Annotated in this window: 7 protein-coding genes; 5 read left to right on the top strand and 2 right to left on the bottom strand. The window is 76.2% G+C overall.

The features are described from left to right. Positions 1 to 47: 47 nt before the first annotated feature. The 5 genes from ACIQWA_RS19320 to ACIQWA_RS19300 all read left to right on the top strand — a co-directional run bounded on the left by ACIQWA_RS19320 (position 48) and on the right by ACIQWA_RS19300 (position 14,048). Positions 48 to 8,945 (top strand): SDR family NAD(P)-dependent oxidoreductase, encoded by an 8,898-nt coding sequence (locus tag ACIQWA_RS19320; protein ID WP_402483970.1) that lies wholly within the window; start codon positions 48 to 50, stop codon positions 8,943 to 8,945. Positions 8,946 to 8,953: 8 nt separating this feature from the next. Then, a complete protein-coding gene (locus tag ACIQWA_RS19315; protein ID WP_402483968.1) occupies positions 8,954 to 11,326 on the top strand; it encodes a beta-ketoacyl synthase N-terminal-like domain-containing protein in 2,373 nt (790 codons plus the stop codon). Continuing rightward, on the top strand, positions 11,323 to 12,102 hold the full coding sequence (locus ACIQWA_RS19310; protein ID WP_402483966.1) for a thioesterase II family protein: 780 nt from the start codon (positions 11,323 to 11,325) through the stop codon (positions 12,100 to 12,102). Before ACIQWA_RS19315 ends, ACIQWA_RS19310 begins: the two co-directional genes overlap by 4 nt. A gap of 16 nt (positions 12,103 to 12,118) precedes the next feature. After that, positions 12,119 to 12,646, top strand: coding sequence for a flavin reductase family protein (locus ACIQWA_RS19305; protein ID WP_402483964.1), 528 nt, complete (start codon positions 12,119 to 12,121; stop codon positions 12,644 to 12,646). Between the two features lie 133 nt (positions 12,647 to 12,779). Beyond that, positions 12,780 to 14,048, top strand: coding sequence for an AMP-binding protein (locus ACIQWA_RS19300; RefSeq protein WP_402483962.1), 1,269 nt, complete (start codon positions 12,780 to 12,782; stop codon positions 14,046 to 14,048). Positions 14,049 to 14,165: 117 nt separating this feature from the next. Here the strand turns inward: ACIQWA_RS19300 and ACIQWA_RS19295 are convergent, their stop codons facing one another. Further along, positions 14,166 to 15,623 carry an MFS transporter gene (locus ACIQWA_RS19295; protein ID WP_402483961.1) on the bottom strand — a complete coding sequence of 486 codons (1,458 nt, stop codon included), beginning with the start codon at positions 15,621 to 15,623 and terminating at the stop codon, positions 14,166 to 14,168. Positions 15,624 to 15,732: 109 nt separating this feature from the next. Then, entirely contained in the window at positions 15,733 to 16,935 is a 1,203-nt protein-coding gene (locus ACIQWA_RS19290; protein WP_402483959.1) for an MFS transporter, read from the bottom strand. Positions 16,936 to 16,989 lie beyond the last annotated feature (54 nt).

Below are 16,989 nucleotides of genomic sequence, written 5' to 3'. Positions count from 1 at the left end.
CACCGACCGGTCCAGACACACCGGACCAGACCGCGAGGAACCGATCCATGCCTGAGACAAGCACCACCGACGGATCCCGCCAGACCCCGCTCACCCGGGCACTCGCCACGATCCGCACGCTGCGCCGCCAACTCGACGAGCAGCAGGGCGGGCAGGCGATCGCCGTCATCGGCGCCGGGCTCCGCCTGCCCGGTGGCATCGACGGCCAGGACGGCTACTGGACGGCCCTCGCGGAGGGCCGCGATCTGGTCGGTCGGCTGCGGCCCGAACGCAAGGGGCCGTTCGCGGCCGCCTGGGAGGGCCTGCCGCAGCGCGGCGGGTTCCTGGACGAGGTCCTGGACTTCGACGCGGCGTTCTTCGGAATCAGCCCGCGCGAGGCCCGGCACCTCGACCCGCAGCACCGCCTGCTGCTGGAGGTCAGCTGGGAGGCCCTGGAGAACGCCGGCCTGGCCGCCGACCGCCTCCAGGGCAGCCGGACCGGCCTCTACCTCGGCATCATGTGGCAGGACTACCGGGAGTGGCTGGCCGGGGACCCGGACGCGTACTGGACCACCGGCAACGGCCACAACTTCGCCGCCGGCCGGGTCGCGTACGCGCTCGGCCTCACCGGCCCGACCGTCTCCGTCGACACCGCCTGCTCCTCCTCGCTGGTCTCCGTCCACCTGGCGGTCCAGGCGCTGCGCCGCGGCGAGTGCGAGACCGCGCTCGCCGCGGGCACCAACCTGATCATGTCCCCGCAGTCGATGCGGCTGGTCCAGGAGACCCGCTCGCTCGCCCCCGACGGTCTCTGCAAGGCGTTCGACGCCCGTGCCAACGGCTTCACCCGGGGCGAGGGCTGCGGCGTCGTGGTGCTCAAGCGCCTCGACCACGCGCTGCGCGACGGCGACCGGGTGCAGGCCGTCATCCACGGTTCGGCCGTCAACCAGGACGGCCGTTCCGGCGGGTTCACCGCGCCCAACGTGCTCTCCCAGGTCGCCCTGCTCGAACAGGCCCTCGGCGACGCCCGGTTGGAGCCCGCCGACATCGGCTACGTCGAGGCGCACGGCACCGGAACCTCGCTCGGCGACCCGATCGAGCTCGAGGCCCTGGCCACCGCCCTCGGACGGCCCAGCGGCGGCGCCCCGCTCGTGGTCGGTGCCGTCAAGACCAACCTCGGCCACCTGGAGTCGGCGGCCGGGGTGGCCGGGCTGGTCAAGACCATGCTCTGCCTGAAACACCGTCAACTCCCTCCGCTGGTCCACTTCCGCACCCTCAACCCGCGGATCGACCTCACCGGCACCGGCATCATCCTGCCCACCGAACTCACCGACTGGCCCGCCGGGGCCGGCCGCTACGCCGGCGTCAGCTCCTTCGGCATGAGCGGCACCAACGCCCACGTCATCCTGGGCGCCGCCGACCCCGTCGAGGCGCCCGAGGCCGTCGAGGTGACCGGCTTCGACCTGTCCGCCCGGACGCCCGAGGCGCTGCGCGAGCTCGCCGTCCGCTACGCCGAGCGGCTGGACGGGCTGGCGGCCGCCGACTACCCGGCGTTCGCCCACACCGCCACCGAGGGCCGGGCCCGCCACGAGGCCGCCGCCCGGATCCTCGCCGCCGACCCCGCCTCCGCCGCCCGGGCCCTGCGCGCCCTGGCGGCCGGCGCCGAGGACCCGTCCGTGGTCCCCGGCCCGAACGCCCCGTTGCCCGCCCTGCCCCGCCGGGTCCTCGATCTGCCGACCTACCCGTGGCAGCGGCAGCGCCTCGCGCCGGAGACGGCGGCCGCCCCGTCCGCGGCCCCGGCCACCGCACCGGCCGCCGCCCACCAGCTGCGCTGGCAGGACCACGACCCGGCCGCCGCCGAGGCGGCCGAACTCCTCGTCCTCGCGGGGGACGACACCCGGACGCTGGAACTCATCGCCGGGGAGGCGGCGGCCCGGGGGCACGAAGGTGTGCTCCTGAGCCCCGGCCCGCTGAACCCGCCCCCGGGCTGGCGGCGCGAAGCGCTGCCGGGGGACCGAACCGCCTGGACGGCCCACTGGGCCCGCCAGGTCGAGGCCGCGGCCGGTCTGGTCCTCGCCTACCGGCCGCGGCCGCTCACGGAGGCCGACCCGGCCACGGCCCAGGCCGCGCTCTGCGCCGCCGTCACCGACGCGGTCGTCGCCGCCGCGTCCGCCGCCGACCGGCCCGGCCTCCGGGTGCACGCCCTGACCCGGGCCGTCCGGCGGACCGCCGAGGGCGAGTCCACCGAGGCCACCGACCACGGCGCGCTGCACGGACTCGGGCCGGTCCTCGGCCTCGAGTTCGGCACCCGCTGGGGCGGCCTCGTCGACCTGCCCGCCGAGCCGACCCCGGCCGACGCCCGGGCCCTGCTCGCCCTGCTGACCTCGCCCGACCGCGCCGAGGACCTGGCCGCCGTCCGCGCGGGAACCGTCCGGGTGCCCCGGCTGGCCCCGGCCCCGGCCACGGCCGCCCCCGCCGCCACCGCCGAGCTCCGCGCGGACGCCACCTACCTGGTGACCGGCGCGCTCGGCGGAGTGGGCCGTGAGCTGACCGCCGAGCTGGTCGCGCGCGGGGCCCGCTCCCTGCTGCTGATCGGCCGCCGCCCGGAGGGTGAACTGGAGCCCGCCGCAAGGGACTTCCTTGCCGAGCTGGCCGCCGGCGGCGTCCGCGCCGTCTACCGGGGCGGCGGCTGCGACACCGCCGAGGCGCTCGCCGAGGCGTGCACCGCCCTCACCGGCCTGCCGCCCGTCCGCGGCGTCCTGCACGCCGCCGGCACCCTCACCCGCACCCCCGCCGCGGAGCTCACCGCCGAGGGCTTCGCCGACTCGCTGCGGGCCAAGGCCGGGGGCGCCTGGTGGCTGCACCGGGCCGCCCTGGCCGAGGGCTGGGAGCTGGACTTCTTCGTCCTGGTCTCCTCGGTCTCCGCGGTCTGGGGCACCGAGGACTGCGCCGCCTACTCCGCCGCCAACGGCGCCCTGGACGCGCTCGCCGCCCACCGGGTCGGACTCGGCCTGCCCGCCGTCTCGCTCGGCTACGGGCCGTGGGCGCTGGCCGGTGCCGACCGCGCGGGCATGGCGGACGCCGCCCTGCTGGAACGTTCCGCCAGGCTGGGCGTCGGCTCCTTCGACGCCGCCTCCGGCCGGGCCGCCCTGGCCGTCGCCGCCGACGGGCCGGAGGCCCACCTGATCGCCTGCCCGCTGGACCTCGCCCGGCTGCGCACGGTGCTGGCGGGCCTGCGCCCGCGCGGCGTGCTCGGCACCCCCGCCGCGAGCGGGCCCGCCGTCCGGCACGAGGCGTCGGTGACCGCCCGGCTCGCCGCCCTGCCCGAGCGGGCCCGGCCCGCCGCCGCCCGGACCGAGGTCGCCCGGCTGCTCGCCGCGCAGCTCGGCCACGCGGGCGCCGAGGACATCGACGAGACCGCCGGGTTCCTCACCCTCGGGCTGGACTCCATCGCGGCCGTCGACCTGGCCGCCCGGCTCGGCGAGGCGTTCGACACCACCGTTGCGGTCGGCGAGGTCTTCGACCACCCCACCGTGGTCCGGCTCACCGAGCACCTCCTCCGCCCGGAAGCACCGGCCGCGCGCACCGCGAAGGCCGCCCCGCTCCGCCCGGCCGAGCCGTCGGCCCCCGCCGCGCCGACCGCCGCGCCGACCCCCGCCGAGGCGGTGCCCACGGGCGCCCCCGAGCCGATCGCGATCGTCGGCATGGCCGGGCGCTTCCCCCAGGCCGACACCGTCGAGGAGCTGTGGCAGCTGCTGCGCGAGGGCCGCGACGGCATCACCCGCGTCCCGGACGACCGGCCCGCCCTCGCCGGGCTCGGCGACGGCCCCTCCGTCACCGACCAGGGCGGCTTCCTGCGCGACCTGGACCGCTTCGACGCCGCGTTCTTCGGCATCCCGGCCCGCGAGGCCGAGAACCTCGACCCGCAGCAGCGCCTGCTGCTGGAGTCCGCCTGGCACGCCCTGGAGGACGCCGGCACCGACCCCGAGCGGCTGCGCGCCACCCGTACCGGCGTGTTCGTCGGCGTCAGCTACGCCGACTACGCCCGGCTGCTCGCCGAGGCCGGACCGGACGAGGTCGACGCGTACTACAGCACCGGTACCGCGCTGAACGCCGCCGCCGGGCGCCTCGCCTACACCCTCGGCCTGACCGGCCCCGCCGTCGCGGTGGACACCGCCTGCTCCTCCTCCCTGGTCGCGGTGCACCTCGCGGTGCGCTCGCTGCGCACGGGGGAGAGCGAGGCCGCGCTCGTCGGCGGCGTCAACGTGCTGCTCGACCGGGCCTCCTGGACGGCCGTCAGCCGGGCCCACATGCTCTCCCCGGACGGCCGCTGCCGGACCTTCTCGGCGGACGCCAACGGCTTCGCCCGCTCCGAGGCGTGCGGCGTGCTGGTGCTGAAGCGGCTGGGCGACGCCCTGCGCGACGGCGACCGGGTGTACGCGGTGATCCGCGGCAGCGCGATGAACCAGGACGGCGCCTCCTCCGGCCTGACCGCGCCGAACGGCGCCGCCCAGGAGGCGATGCTGCGGGCCGCCCTCCAGGACGCCCGGCTGGAGGGCCGCGAGGTCGGCTACCTGGAGGCGCACGGCACCGGCACCACCCTCGGCGACCCGATCGAACTCGGCGCCGCCTGGCGGGTGCTGGGCGAGGGGCGCCGCCCGGGGGAGACCCTGCAGGTCGGCTCGGTGAAGAGCAACCTGGGGCACTGCGAGTCCGCGGCCGGGGTGGTGTCGCTGATCAAGACGGTGCTGTCCCTGCACCACGACGTGATCCCGGGCAACCTGCACTTCACCGAGCCCAACGCGCACGTGTCCTGGGCGGACATGAACGTCCGGGTGGTCGAGACCACCTCGCCCTGGCGGCGCGGCAGCACCCCGAGGGTGGCCGGGGTCTCCGGGTTCGGCTTCACCGGCACCAACGCCCACGTGCTGCTGGCCGACCCGCCCGCCACCGTGACCACGCCCGGGACCGTGACCACGCCCGCCACCGTGACCACGCCCGCGCCCGGCGGGCCGGACACCGCGCACCTGCTGACGCTCTCCGCCCCCGACGAGGACGGCCTGGCCCGGCTCACCGAGGCGTGGCAGCGGGAGCTGGCCGGGGCCGCCGACACCGACCTGGCCCGGCTGACCGCCGCCGCCGGGGCCGGCCGCCGCCACTTCCCGTACCGCCGGGCGCTGCTCGGCAGCAGCCGCGAGCGGTTGCTGGCGGGGCTGCGGGAGGCCGCGCCCGCCGGTCCGGCGCTGCGCTCCCCCCGGGTGGCCTTCCTGTTCTCCGGCCAGGGCAGCCAGTACTTCGGGATGGGCCGGGAGCTGTACGAGACCGAGCCGGTGTTCCGCGAGACCTTCGACCGCTGCGACGCGGTGCTGGCGCCGCTACTCGGCGCCTCGCTGACCGAGCTGGTGTTCTCCGGCGCGGACCGGGCCGCGATCAACGAGACCCGGGTCACCCAGCCCGCCCTGGTCACCCTGCAGACCGCGCTGGCGGCGCTGTGGACCTCCTGGGGCGTGACCCCGGCGGTGGTGATGGGCCACAGCGTCGGCGAGGTCTCCGCCGCCCTGCACGCCGGGGTGATGGACCTGCCGGCCGGCCTGGCGCTGATCGCCGAACGGGCCCGGCTGATGCAGGCCACCGAACGCGGCGCGATGCTCGCCGTGGTCGCCGGCGAGGAGCGGGTGGACGGGTGGATCCGGGGCCGCGCGCTGGACTTGGCGGCCGTCAACGGCCCCGAGTCGGTGGTGGTCGCCGGCCGGCCCGAGGAGATCGACGCCCTGGCCGCCGAGCTGCGCGAACAGGGCGTCCGGGCACGGAAGTTGAGCGTCTCGCACGCCTTCCACAGCCGCCTGCTGGACCCAGCGGTGGAGGGGCTGAGGGCCGCTCTCGCCCCCCTGGAGTTCCGCGCCCCGGAGATCCCGGTGGTCTCCAACGTCACCGGCCGGCTCGCCGGACCGGAGGAGTACGACGCGGACTACTGGTGCCGGCACGCCCGCCGCCCGGTCCGCTTCCTGGACGGCCTGCGGTCGATGGCCGGCCTGGGCATCGACCTGTGCCTGGAGATCGGCCCCGACCGCACCCTGGTCAACCTGGTCAACGGCGCCGGGCTGGCCCCGACCGCCGGCCTCGCCTCCTCGCTGCGGCGCGGCACCGGCGAGCGCGCCGCCCTGCTGGACGCGGCCCGGGTCCTCTACCTCGGCGGCCAGAACCTGGACTGGCGCAACGTCAGGCCCGGCGCCGACCGCACCGGCGGCCCGCGCTACCCGTTCGCCGACACCCGGTACTGGACGCCGGTCAAGCCCGGCCAGGCCACCCGGCCGGTCGCCGCGCAGGGCCCGGCCTGGGGCACCGAGCTCAGCTCCCCGGCGCTGGACGGCCGGGTCTGGGCCACCGAGCGCAGCCCCGAGTACCCCGCCCACCTGACCGACCACCGGCTGTTCGGCACCGTCTCGGTGCCCGGCGCCTCGCAGACCGCGACCGCGCTGTCCGCGCTCGGTGCGGCCGGTGAACCGGTCGTCCTGGAGGACCTGCACTTCCCCCGCGCGCTCGTACTGCGCGAGGGCGAGCGCTACCCGCTCCAGGTGATCGAGGGCCACCGGGAGGGCGGCGGGCGGACCGTCAGCGTGCAGAGCCTGGTGGACCCGGCCCGGCGCCGCTGGCAGGAGCACCTGTCGGCGCGGGTCGTCCCGGAGGGCCGGCGCCGGGCCGACCGGGCCGTCCCCGTCCCGGCGGCCTTCGCCGCCGCCGCCGAACGCCGGCTCTCCGGCGAGGACTTCTACGCGCACCTGCGTACCCTCGGCTACCACCTCGGCCCGTCCTTCCGCTGGATCGGCGAGGTCTGGGTGCGCGGCGACGAGGCGCTGGTCCGGTACCAGGAGCCCGAGGACCCGCGCGAGGACCCGGCGGGCTGGCAGATCCACCCCGGCCTGCTGGACTCCTGCCTGCAGAGCTCCGTCACCTTCGCCGTCGCCGAGGCCGACCCGGCCGCGACCGTCGAGGAGGCCGCCCTGGCGATCCCGTTCGCGGTCGCCCGGCTGTCCTTCCCCGGCCGCCCCCGGCCCGGACGGCAGCTCTGGGGCCACATCCGGGCCCTCGGCCGGGACGCCGACGCCGACGGCCTGATGCGGGTGAGCGCCGCCGACATCCACCTGTTCGACGACAGCGGCGCCACCGTCCTCGACATCGAGGGCTTCCGGTTCCGGCGCGCCCCCCGCGCCCTGCTGGAGAGCTCGCTGCGCGACGCCCCCCGGCACGCCTACGTCCTCGACCGAACCGACCGCGAGCCGGGCGGCGCCGCCGGGCCGCAGCGGGTGGCCCTGCTCGGCGGCGGGACCGGGACCGGCCGCACCCTGGCCGACGCGTTCCGCGCCCTCGGACACACCGTCACGGAGCAGGAGAGCGTGCCGCCCGTCGGCGCGCCCCTCGACCTGCTGGTGGACGCTCGCTTCGCGCTCGGCAGTGGCGGGCCCGCCGAGGCGCTGGCCGCCGCCCGTGGCCTCGCCGACACCCTGCGGGCCGCCGACCCGGCGCTGCCGTACGCGGTGCTCGGCCTGGCCACCGCCGCGGCCGCGCCCGTCCGGGAGGCGCTGTGGGGCATGCTCGCCTCGCTGGAGGCCGAGCAGCCCCGGCGTCGGCTGGTCCGGCTCGGTCTGGCAGCCGACTGGGACGCCACCGCCGCCGCCGGGGAACTCGCCCGGCTGGTCGCCGAGGAGGTGCCGGAGACCCGGCTGGAGATCACCGGAACGACCGTCCGTACCACCCGGCTGGCGCCCTGCCCCGCCGAGGCGGCGCCCGGCGCGCCCGGGGCGGTGCTGATCACCGGCGGCCTCGGCTCGCTCGGGCTGAGCGCGGCCGGGTTCCTGGCCGGACTGGGCGCCCCGGCGATCACCCTGATGGGCCGTTCCGCGCCCGACGAGGTGGCCCGCGCCGTGCTGGACGGGCTGGCCGCGCGCGGGATCGAGGTCCGGACCGTCCAGGGCGACGTCACCGACCCGGTGGACTGCCGCCGGGCGGTCGAGGAGGCCGACCGGACGGCGCCCCTGGGCACCGTGCTGCACCTGGCGGGCGTGGCCGCGGACGGGGCCTTCGAACAGCTCACCGAGGACGCCTGGACCCGGGTGTTCGCCGCCAAGGCGCACGGCGCCGCCCACCTGGCCGAGGCCCTGGCGGGCCGTCAGGACGTCACCCTGGTGCTGTTCTCCTCCGCCTCCTCCGTGCTCGGCTCCGCCGGGCAGGTGAACTACGCGGCCGCCAACGGCTTCCTGGACGGCCTCGCGGAGCGGCTGAGCGAGCAGGACGGCCTGCGGGCCGTCGCGGTGGACTGGGGCCCCTGGATCCCGGAGGCCCGGCGCGGCCTGGCCGGCACCGCCGCGACCGAGCGGGCGATCGCCCGCCGGGGCGTCCGGGCGCTGGGCGACCAGGAGGCCGAGGAGCTGCTGCGGCTCGCGCTGGCCGGCCGCCGGCACCGCCTGGTGGCGGTCGCCGTGGAGGCCGAGCAGGCGGCGGGCGGGCGGCTGTTCGCCGACCCGGTCCGGCCCGGCGAACGGGCCGAGCGCCCGGGCGCGGTACGGACCGAACCGCGCGGCGGACTGCGCAAGCAGCTCGCCGACTGCCCCGCCGAGGGGCGGGAGGAGCTGCTGCGGCAGGCGATCCGGGAGATCGCCGGAGCCGTCCTGGGCGCACCGCTGACCGGCGACGACCACCTCGGGTTCACCGAGTGCGGCCTCGACTCGATCATGGTCATCGACCTGCGGGCCAGGCTCGGCCACGCGCTGGCCGAGGAGCTGCCCGCCACCGTGGCGCTGGACCACCCGACCGTCGCCCAACTCGCCGCCCACGCCCTCGCGCTGGTCCTTCCCGAGGAGCCCGCCCCGGCCGTGCCGGAGGAGCCCGCCGAAGACCTCCCGGGCCTGGCGGGCCTGTCGTTCGAGGACCTCGTCCGGGCCGTGCGGACGGACGTCGCAGAAGAGGGGTGAGCACCGACATGGACACCGATACGATTCGCCGACTGATGGAGGACCAGCTCAAGCTGTCCCATCGCCTCCGGAGCCGGGTCCGGGAGCTGGAGGAGGAACGGCACGCCCCGCTGGCGGTGGTGGGCACGGCCCTGCGGCTGCCCGGCGGGCTGGACTCGCCCGACTCCTACTGGGAGTTCCTGCGGGGGAGCGGCACCGCCTACTCGGAGATCCCCGAGGACCGGCCCGGCCTGCGGGCCGTCCACGACCCCGTGCCGGGCCGCCCCGGGCGCTCCTACGTGGACCGGGCCGGGTTCCTCACCGACATCTCGCACTTCGACGCCGAGTTCTTCGGCATCTCCAGGCGCGAGGCCAAACTGCTCGACCCGCAGCAGCGGATGCTGCTGGAGACCGCCTGGGAGGCGCTGGAGCGGGCCGGTGTGGCCGTGCGCCGCGCCGACCGGCTCGACGTCGGCGTGTACCTCGGGATGATGGCCTCCGAGTACAGCGAGCGCCTGGAGGACCGGAGCGACCTGACCAGGATCGACCCGTACTACACCACCGGCGGCGGCCTCTGCTTCGGCGCCGGGCGGATCAGCCACGTGATGGGCTTCCGCGGGCCGGTGCTGAGCGTGGACACCGCCTGCTCCTCCGCGCTGTCCGCGCTGCACCTGGCCGTGCGCGGCCTGCGCGGCGGGGAGTGCCGGTACGCCCTGGTGTGCGGCTCCAACCTGCTGCTGTCGGCGAACCTGATGGTCTCGCTCTGCCAGACCCGGGCGCTCTCCCCGGAGGGCCGCTCCAAGTCCTTCCTGGCCTCCGCGGACGGGTACGGGCGGGGCGAGGGCGTCGGCGTGCTGGTGCTGATGCGGCTGGCCGACGCCGAGGCCGAGGGCCGGCCCGTGCTCGCGGTGGTGCGCGGCACCGCCGTCAACCACGACGGCGCCGCCTCCGGCCTGACCGTGCCCAACGGCCCCGCCCAGCAGGAGGTGATCCGGGCCGCCCTGGCGGACGCCCTGGTCGAGCCCGGCGAGATCGGCTACGTCGAGGCGCACGGCACCGGCACGGTGCTCGGCGACCCGATCGAGGTCGGCGCGCTCGACGGGGTGCTCGGCAGGGCCGTCCGCGAACGCGGGCTGCCGCTGGCGATCGGCAGCGTCAAGTCCCGGATCGGGCACCTCGAGGCCGGGTCCGGCGCGGCCGCGCTGCTGAAGGCCGTGCTGATGCTCCAGCACGGCGAGATCCCGGCCGCCCGCTCCGCCGAGGACGGTGAGCTCAACCCGCACATCCCGTGGGAGCGGCTGCGGATCACCGTGCCCGACCGGAACCACCCGTGGCCGGACGAGCTGGACCGGCGGATCGTGGGTGTCAACTCCTTCGGCATGAGCGGCACCAACGGGCACGCCGTACTGGAGTCCTACCGGGGCCCGGAGACCGCTCCCGAGCCGACGGCCGACCCGCACCCGGAGCTGCTCACGCTCTCCGCCAAGGACCCGGTGGCGCTGTCCGAACTGGCGGACGCCGTGGTCCGGTACCTCAAGCAGGCCGACCCGGCCCGGCTGCCCTCGCTCTGCCACACGCTGCGTACCGGGCGGGCCGTGTTCGCCCACCGGATCGCCGTCACCGGCAGCGGCCCGGGGGAGCTGGCCGAGGCGCTGGCGGCGGCCGTGCGCGGCCCGGTCCCGGCGGTCGCCGGGCAGGGCCCGCACCGGCTGGTGCTGCGGCTGCCCGAGGACACCGTCGCCACCGCCGCCTGCCTGGCCGCCCTGGTCGGGGCGTTCCCCGCACTGGCGGACGCTTCGGCGACGGACCCGGCTGCCGCGCTGGCCGCCGCGCTCGGCGCGCTCGGCCCGGCGGTCGTCACCGCCCGCTGCACCGAGCCGGGCCCGGTGCGGCTGGAGTGGGACGCCGGCGGCACTGCGCACAGCACGGCGCTCACCGATCCGGCCGTCCAACTTCCCGGTCTGCTGGCCGAGTTGTTCACCGCCGGCGCGGAGCTGGCGCTGGCCGGGCTGCGCGCCCCGGGCGCCCGGCTGCTGGGCGACCTGCCCACCTACCCGTTCCAGCGCCGCCGCTACTGGGTGGAGGAGCCCGCCCTCGGCGGCGGCTCCGCCCCGGCCCCGGCCGAGGCGGGACCGGTGGCACCCGAGCCGGTGGACGCGGCGGCGGTGCAGGCGTACCTGCTGGCCCAGCTCGGCGCGGTGCTGGACGCGCCGGAGGCCCTGGACCCGGAGCGGTCCTTCCTGGACTCCGGCGGTGACTCCTTCATGTCCACGCTGTTCATCACCCGGGTCGAGGAGCACTACCGGGTCGGCCTCACCGCCGAGGAACTGCCGCTCGACCTGCCGCTCACCGAACTGCTCGGGCGGCTCGCCGAGGACATCGTGGCCGGGGCACGGGCGTGACCGCGTTCGTGCGCCCGCGCCGGGTGGAGGACGCCGAACTGCGGCTGGTGGTCTTCCACCACGCCGGCGGCTCGGCGGCCGCCTACTTCCCGCTCACCCGGGAGCTGCCGGAGAACTGGGACGTGCTGCTGCTGGACCTGCCCGGCCGGGGCAAGCGGCACGACCGGGCGGCTCTGGGCACCGTCCCCGAACTGGTTGCCTCCAGCGTGTCGGACATCCTGCCGTGGACGGACGGGGCGCCGCTCGCGCTGTTCGGCCACAGCCTGGGGGCGGTGCTGGCGTACGAGACCGCCCGGGCGCTGGAGGCGGCCGGCGTCCGGCTGGGCTGGCTCGGGGTGTCCGGCCGGGTGGCGCCCTCCGAGGCGCCACCGCTGGCGCTGCCGGGCCACGAGCTGTCCGACCCGGAGCTGATGACCCAGCTGACCAGGATGGGCGGGCTGCACCCGCGGATCGACGAACTGCCGGAGTTCCGCGACCGGTTCCTCCGGCTGGTGCGCACCGACCTGCGGGCGGTGGCCCGCTACCGGCCGAGCCCGGCGCGGATCCCGCTGGCCGCGCCGGTGACGGCGTTCGGCGGCGTGGACGACCCGTGGGCACCGCCCTCCGCGCTGGCCGGCTGGGCCGCCGAGACGAGGGGGGCATTCCAGTGCCGGACCTTCTCCGGCGGTCATTTCCACTTCCTCGGCCCGGCTTTCCCGGCGTTCACCGCCGAACTGGTCGAGGAGATCCGCCGGTCCGGCGCGCCCGCGGGCCGGACGGAACTCGCAAGCCGTTGAGACCAGGAGGCCCGCCATGACATCCGACCGTGCACCGGATATCCGCCCGCTGATGGCCGGATTCCCGACCGGGGTCACCGTGGTCACCACGACGACCGCGCTCGGCGAGCCCCGGGGGATGACCCTCACCTCGCTGTGCAGCGTCGCGCTGGACCCGCCGACCGTGCTGGTGTGCCTGCGGCGCGGCAGTCCGACCGTCGAGGCCGTCCGGGAGAGTGGCGGCTACGCCGTCAACCTGCTGCACAGCGAGGCCCGTTCGACCGCCGAGCTGTTCGCCTCCGGGGCGGCCGACCGCTGGGACCGGGTCGCCTGGTCCCTCGGGCCGGGCGCCCGGGGGCCGCACCTGGAGGAGTCGGCGCACACCATCGCCGACTGCGAGGTGGCCGACGTGCACGTCGTGGGCGACCACTGCGTGGTGTTCGCCCGGGTTCACGCGGTCACCCTCCTCCGTTTCCAGAAACCACTGCTGTACGGAATGCGTCGGTACGGCAATTGGGCGGAGTCCGGCGAGGACAGCAATCTGCTCTACGACTACATTTCCTGAGGCCCCGAATGCCGCGAATTCACATGCGGCAATCTCGGAGGCGACCCCGGGCGGTACCGGAATGCAACATCGGTGAATGGGTGGGCGCGTTTTGGCCGGCGTCGTTCCCAGCGCGATCCGTACCGCAGCAACCATGGGGGACCAGGTGACCAGTCAGCCCGTACTGCTCCATCACCGCCTGCACGACGCGCGGCGGGACGGAGGAACAGCGGCCACCCGGCCGTTCACGCTCGATTCGGTGTTCACCGGGGCGGCCCGTCGGTGCCCTGCGGCCGTGGCCGTACGGGAGGAGGCGGGCCGCCTCACGTATGCCCGGGCGAACGCCAGGTCGACCCAGCTGGCCTCCGCGCTGGTGCTCGGCGGCCTGCAGCTCGGTGACCCGGTGGTGGTGCACTGCGACGACCACCGGCAGTCCGTGGTCGGGCAGTTGGCGGTGCTGCGGGCCGGCGGGGTCTGCGTCCCGGTGCGGTCCGACCTGGCGCCGGCGGAAGTCGCGAGGACGGCCCTGGTGAGCGGCGCGCGGGTGGTGCTGTGCAGCACCTCGACCCGGTCGAGCTGGCCGGACCCGGGCCTGCTGATCACCCTGGACGAGCCCGGCACCTGGGAGCGGCTGGCGGAGGTTCGGATCGACCCGGCGCTGCCCCGGTCCGGCCCGATGGACGCCGCGTACCTGCTGGTGGACGAGGACGGCGGCCAACTGGTGGACCACCGCGCCTGGCAGTACGTGCTGGCGGCCCGGATGCAGCAGATCGGCCCGGCCCGGGGCCCGGTGGCGGTGCGTCAGGCCCCGGGCGGGCCGCGCACCCTGTCGGCCATGTGGTGGGCCTTCGCCTCCGGCGGCGCGCTGTGCGGCCGGGCCGGGGACGCGGCGGCGGTGCAGGCCCTCGGCGGCGCGGCCGGATCGGTGTTCAGCCCCGAGGAGTACGCGCGGTTGCTGACCGCGGCGGCCGACCGGCCGGTCGGGGCCGGGCCCGGGGCGGTGGTGCTGTTCGGCGGGCCCTGTCCGCCGGAGCTGGTGGAACGCCACTTCGCGGCCTACCGGGCCAGCCGGCTGCGGGGCGAGTTCGCCCCGGACGGGAGCGTGACGCCGTGGACGGCCCAGGAGCTGAGCCCGGGCGGGCCCGTCGGGGCGACGGCCTCCGGCGTCGGCACCCCGGTGCCGAACGTGCACATCCAGGTGACCGAGCCGGGCGGCCGGGTGCTGCCGTCCGGCCGGGTCGGCGAGCTGTGCGCCACCGGGCCCGCCCTCCCGTTCGACCGGATCGGGCTCCCGGAGGCCGGTCTCGAGGCCGAGGACTTCACCGAGTCCGGCCGGGGGTACCTGCACCGCTCGCCCTGGCTGGCCCGCTGGCGCGCGGACGGCACCCTCGAACTGGTCGGCGCGCGCCCGGCCCGGGCCTGACGGCCGCCGCCGTCGCGCCCGGCCCGGGCCTGACGGCCGCCCCGTGTCCGAGGCCGAAAGGCCGGACGGGCAGGGGCGGCCCGGACGGCTGCCCCTGCCCAGCTCTGTGAGCCGCCGTCACTCGGCGGCCACCGGATCCCCGGTGGGCTCCGGAGCATCGGCCGGCTGCCCGGACTGCCGAGGCTCCGGCCGGATCACGGTGAGGGCCACCACCAGCCCGAGGACGGCCAGGCCGGCCGCGCCCAGGAAGGCCAGGTGGTACCCGTCGACCAGGGCCTCGGCGTGGGTGCCCCCGGCGCCGGCCGTCCGGTCCTTCGCCACCGAGGCCAGCACCGCGACGCCGAGGCCGGCGCCGAGCCGCTGGGTGGTGTTGATGACGCCCGAGACGGTGCCGGTCTCCTCGGGCGCGGCGGCCTTCACGCCCGGCATGGTGGAGCCGACGAAGCAGGCCGGCAGGCCCACCGCGAAGACCACCGCGGCCGGGAGGAACCGGGTCAGGTACGCGGCGTCGACCGGCAGGGTGCTCAGCATGAGCAGCGCCACGGTCATCAGCGCCATGCCGCCCGCCAGCACCCAGCGGGGCCCGACCTGCTTGAGCGCCACCGGGATCAGCATCCGGGAGACCGGGATGCTGATCAGGGCGATCGGCAGCACCGCCAGGCCGGACCGGGTCGCGCTGTAGCCGTGCACCTCCTGGAAGTACATCGCGACGAACACGAACACCGGCACGTGGGTGGCGCCGACGATGAAGTTCGCCACCGCGGAGCCGCTGATGTTGCGCTCGCGGAAGATCCGGAAGGGCAGCAGCGGCTCGGCGACCCGCTGCTCGACCAGCAGGAACGCGGCGCCGAGCAGGACGGCCAGCACGGCCAGCGTCCACTGCAGGGCGCCGAGGCCGCCCTCGGTCGCGGCCGTCACCACGTACACCGCCAGCAGCAGGCAGCCGGTGCCGGTGACCAGGCCGGGCAGGTCGAGCCGGCGGCCGGCCTCCCGGGTGTCCACCTCGTCGACGGGGAGCAGCCGGTTGCTGAGCACCAGGCCGGCCACGCCGATCGGCAGGTTCAGCAGGAAGATCCACTCCCAGCCGAGGCCCTGGACGATGACGCCGCCGAGGGCGGTGCCGCCGGCCGCGCCGACCGCGCCCATCGCGCTCCACACGCCGAACGCCCGCCGGCTGGCCTCGGGTTCCGTGAACATCCGTGCGAGCAGGGCGAGTTCGGCCGGGATCAGGATCGCCGCGCCGAGCCCCTGCAGGGCCCGCGCGCCGATCAGCAGCCAGCCCGCGTGGGCGAGTCCGGCCAGTAGTGAGGCACCGGTGAAGATGCCCAGGCCTGCCTGGAACATCCGTCGCGGGCCGAGCAGGTCGCTGGCCCGGCCCGCGCCGAGCTGGAAGCCGCCGAAGGAGACCTGGTAGGCCGTGCTGACCCAGACCAGGGCGACGATGCCGAGGCCGAGCTTGGCCCCGATCGTCGGTAGGGCCAGATTGATGATCGATACGTCCAGGAAGACGATCAGTTCGACGCCGGTGAGCAGCAACAGTGCCGCCCGCCGTCCCGCGAGTACTCCGCCGGCCATCGTGATCTCCTCCTCCCCTCGTTCGTGGGCGGGTGGTACCCGGCCGTTTACTGGAGTCTAGCTCTAGTGAACCGCTCTAGAAAAGTCCCGGTGACCGGAGAACTGGTGTTCAGGCCGCCGCGGCCAGGGTCCTGCGGCCCGCCCGGGCGCAGACCGTGGCCAGCGCGAGCATCGCGGCGACCATCAGCCAGCCGCCGCCGAAGCCCGCCGCACCGTCCGCGAGCCGGCCGAACACGATCGGTCCGACCGCGAACCCGGCGAAGAACCCCATCGACACCAGGCCGGAGGCGTGCCCGGTCAGGCCGAACCCCCTGCCCCGGGTCACCGCGACCATCGCGACCGCGTTGGCCGCCGCGGCCGCCGTGCCGAGCCCCAGGGTCCCCACCCAGGCCAGCCAACTGCCGTGCGTGGAGGCCGGGATGAGGGCGCTGCAGACCGCAGCCGTGCCCGCGATGGCGAGCAGGGCGTCGGAGATGTCGGCCAGTCGGGTGCTGATCCGGCTCCACATCAGCCGCACGGCGATCCCGGCCAGGCCGATCGCCGAGATCAGCGCGCCCGCCTCGGTGGAGCTCATCCCCAGCCGCTGGTGGGCGTACAGCGGCAGGTAGGTGTTGAGCGGGGAGAGCCCGCAGCCGATCAGCAGCGCGTAGGCCATCAACCAGCGGGTGGGGGCGTTCGGCGGCTGGGGCAGGCCGAAGCGCGTCGGCCCGGCGGGCGCCGGGTCCCGGGGGAGCGCCGTGCGCGCCACCAGCGCCGTCAGCAGGGCCACCGGGACCACCACGAGGACCGCGACCCGCCAGGAGGCGGCACCGGCCAGCGCCGGGAAGACGAGCCCGGCGCCCATGGCCGCCAGCGGTATGCCGGACTGCTTCGCGCCTATCGCCAGCGCGCGCCGCTCGGGCGGGAGATGAGCGGCGATCAGCTTGTTGGTCGAGGGATTGGCCAGCGCCTGGGGGAGGCCCGCGAGGCAGAGGGCGACCAGCAGCAGCGCGTACGAGGGGCTGGCCGCCAGCAGGGCGAAGTCGGCGCCGATCACGGCGAGCAGGGCGAGGAACACCCGCCGGCCGCCGAGCAGGTCGGTGAGGTGCCCGGCGTAGAGGGACATCACGGTGGCGGTGCCGAACGCCGCGGCGGGCAGCAGGCCCAGTCCGGAGCGGGTGATCCCGAGGTCGTCGACGATGAACGGGCCCAGCGAGCCGATGGTGTAGAGCACCAGCATGGACAGGCCCATCCCGGTGGTGAGCGCGGGGACGAGCGTCCTGGGTGTCGTCACGAGCTGTTCGTGCTTGGCGCGAGTGGTATTGAGGGGCATGAGCTTGCGTCCTCCTGTGCGCTGGGTATGATTCTAGTGGCACACTCTAGAGTT

It is taken from the genome of Kitasatospora sp. NPDC098652, from assembly GCF_044760155.1.
Lineage (GTDB): Bacteria > Actinomycetota > Actinomycetes > Streptomycetales > Streptomycetaceae > Kitasatospora.
This window is presented reverse-complemented; position numbering and strand designations above follow the sequence as displayed.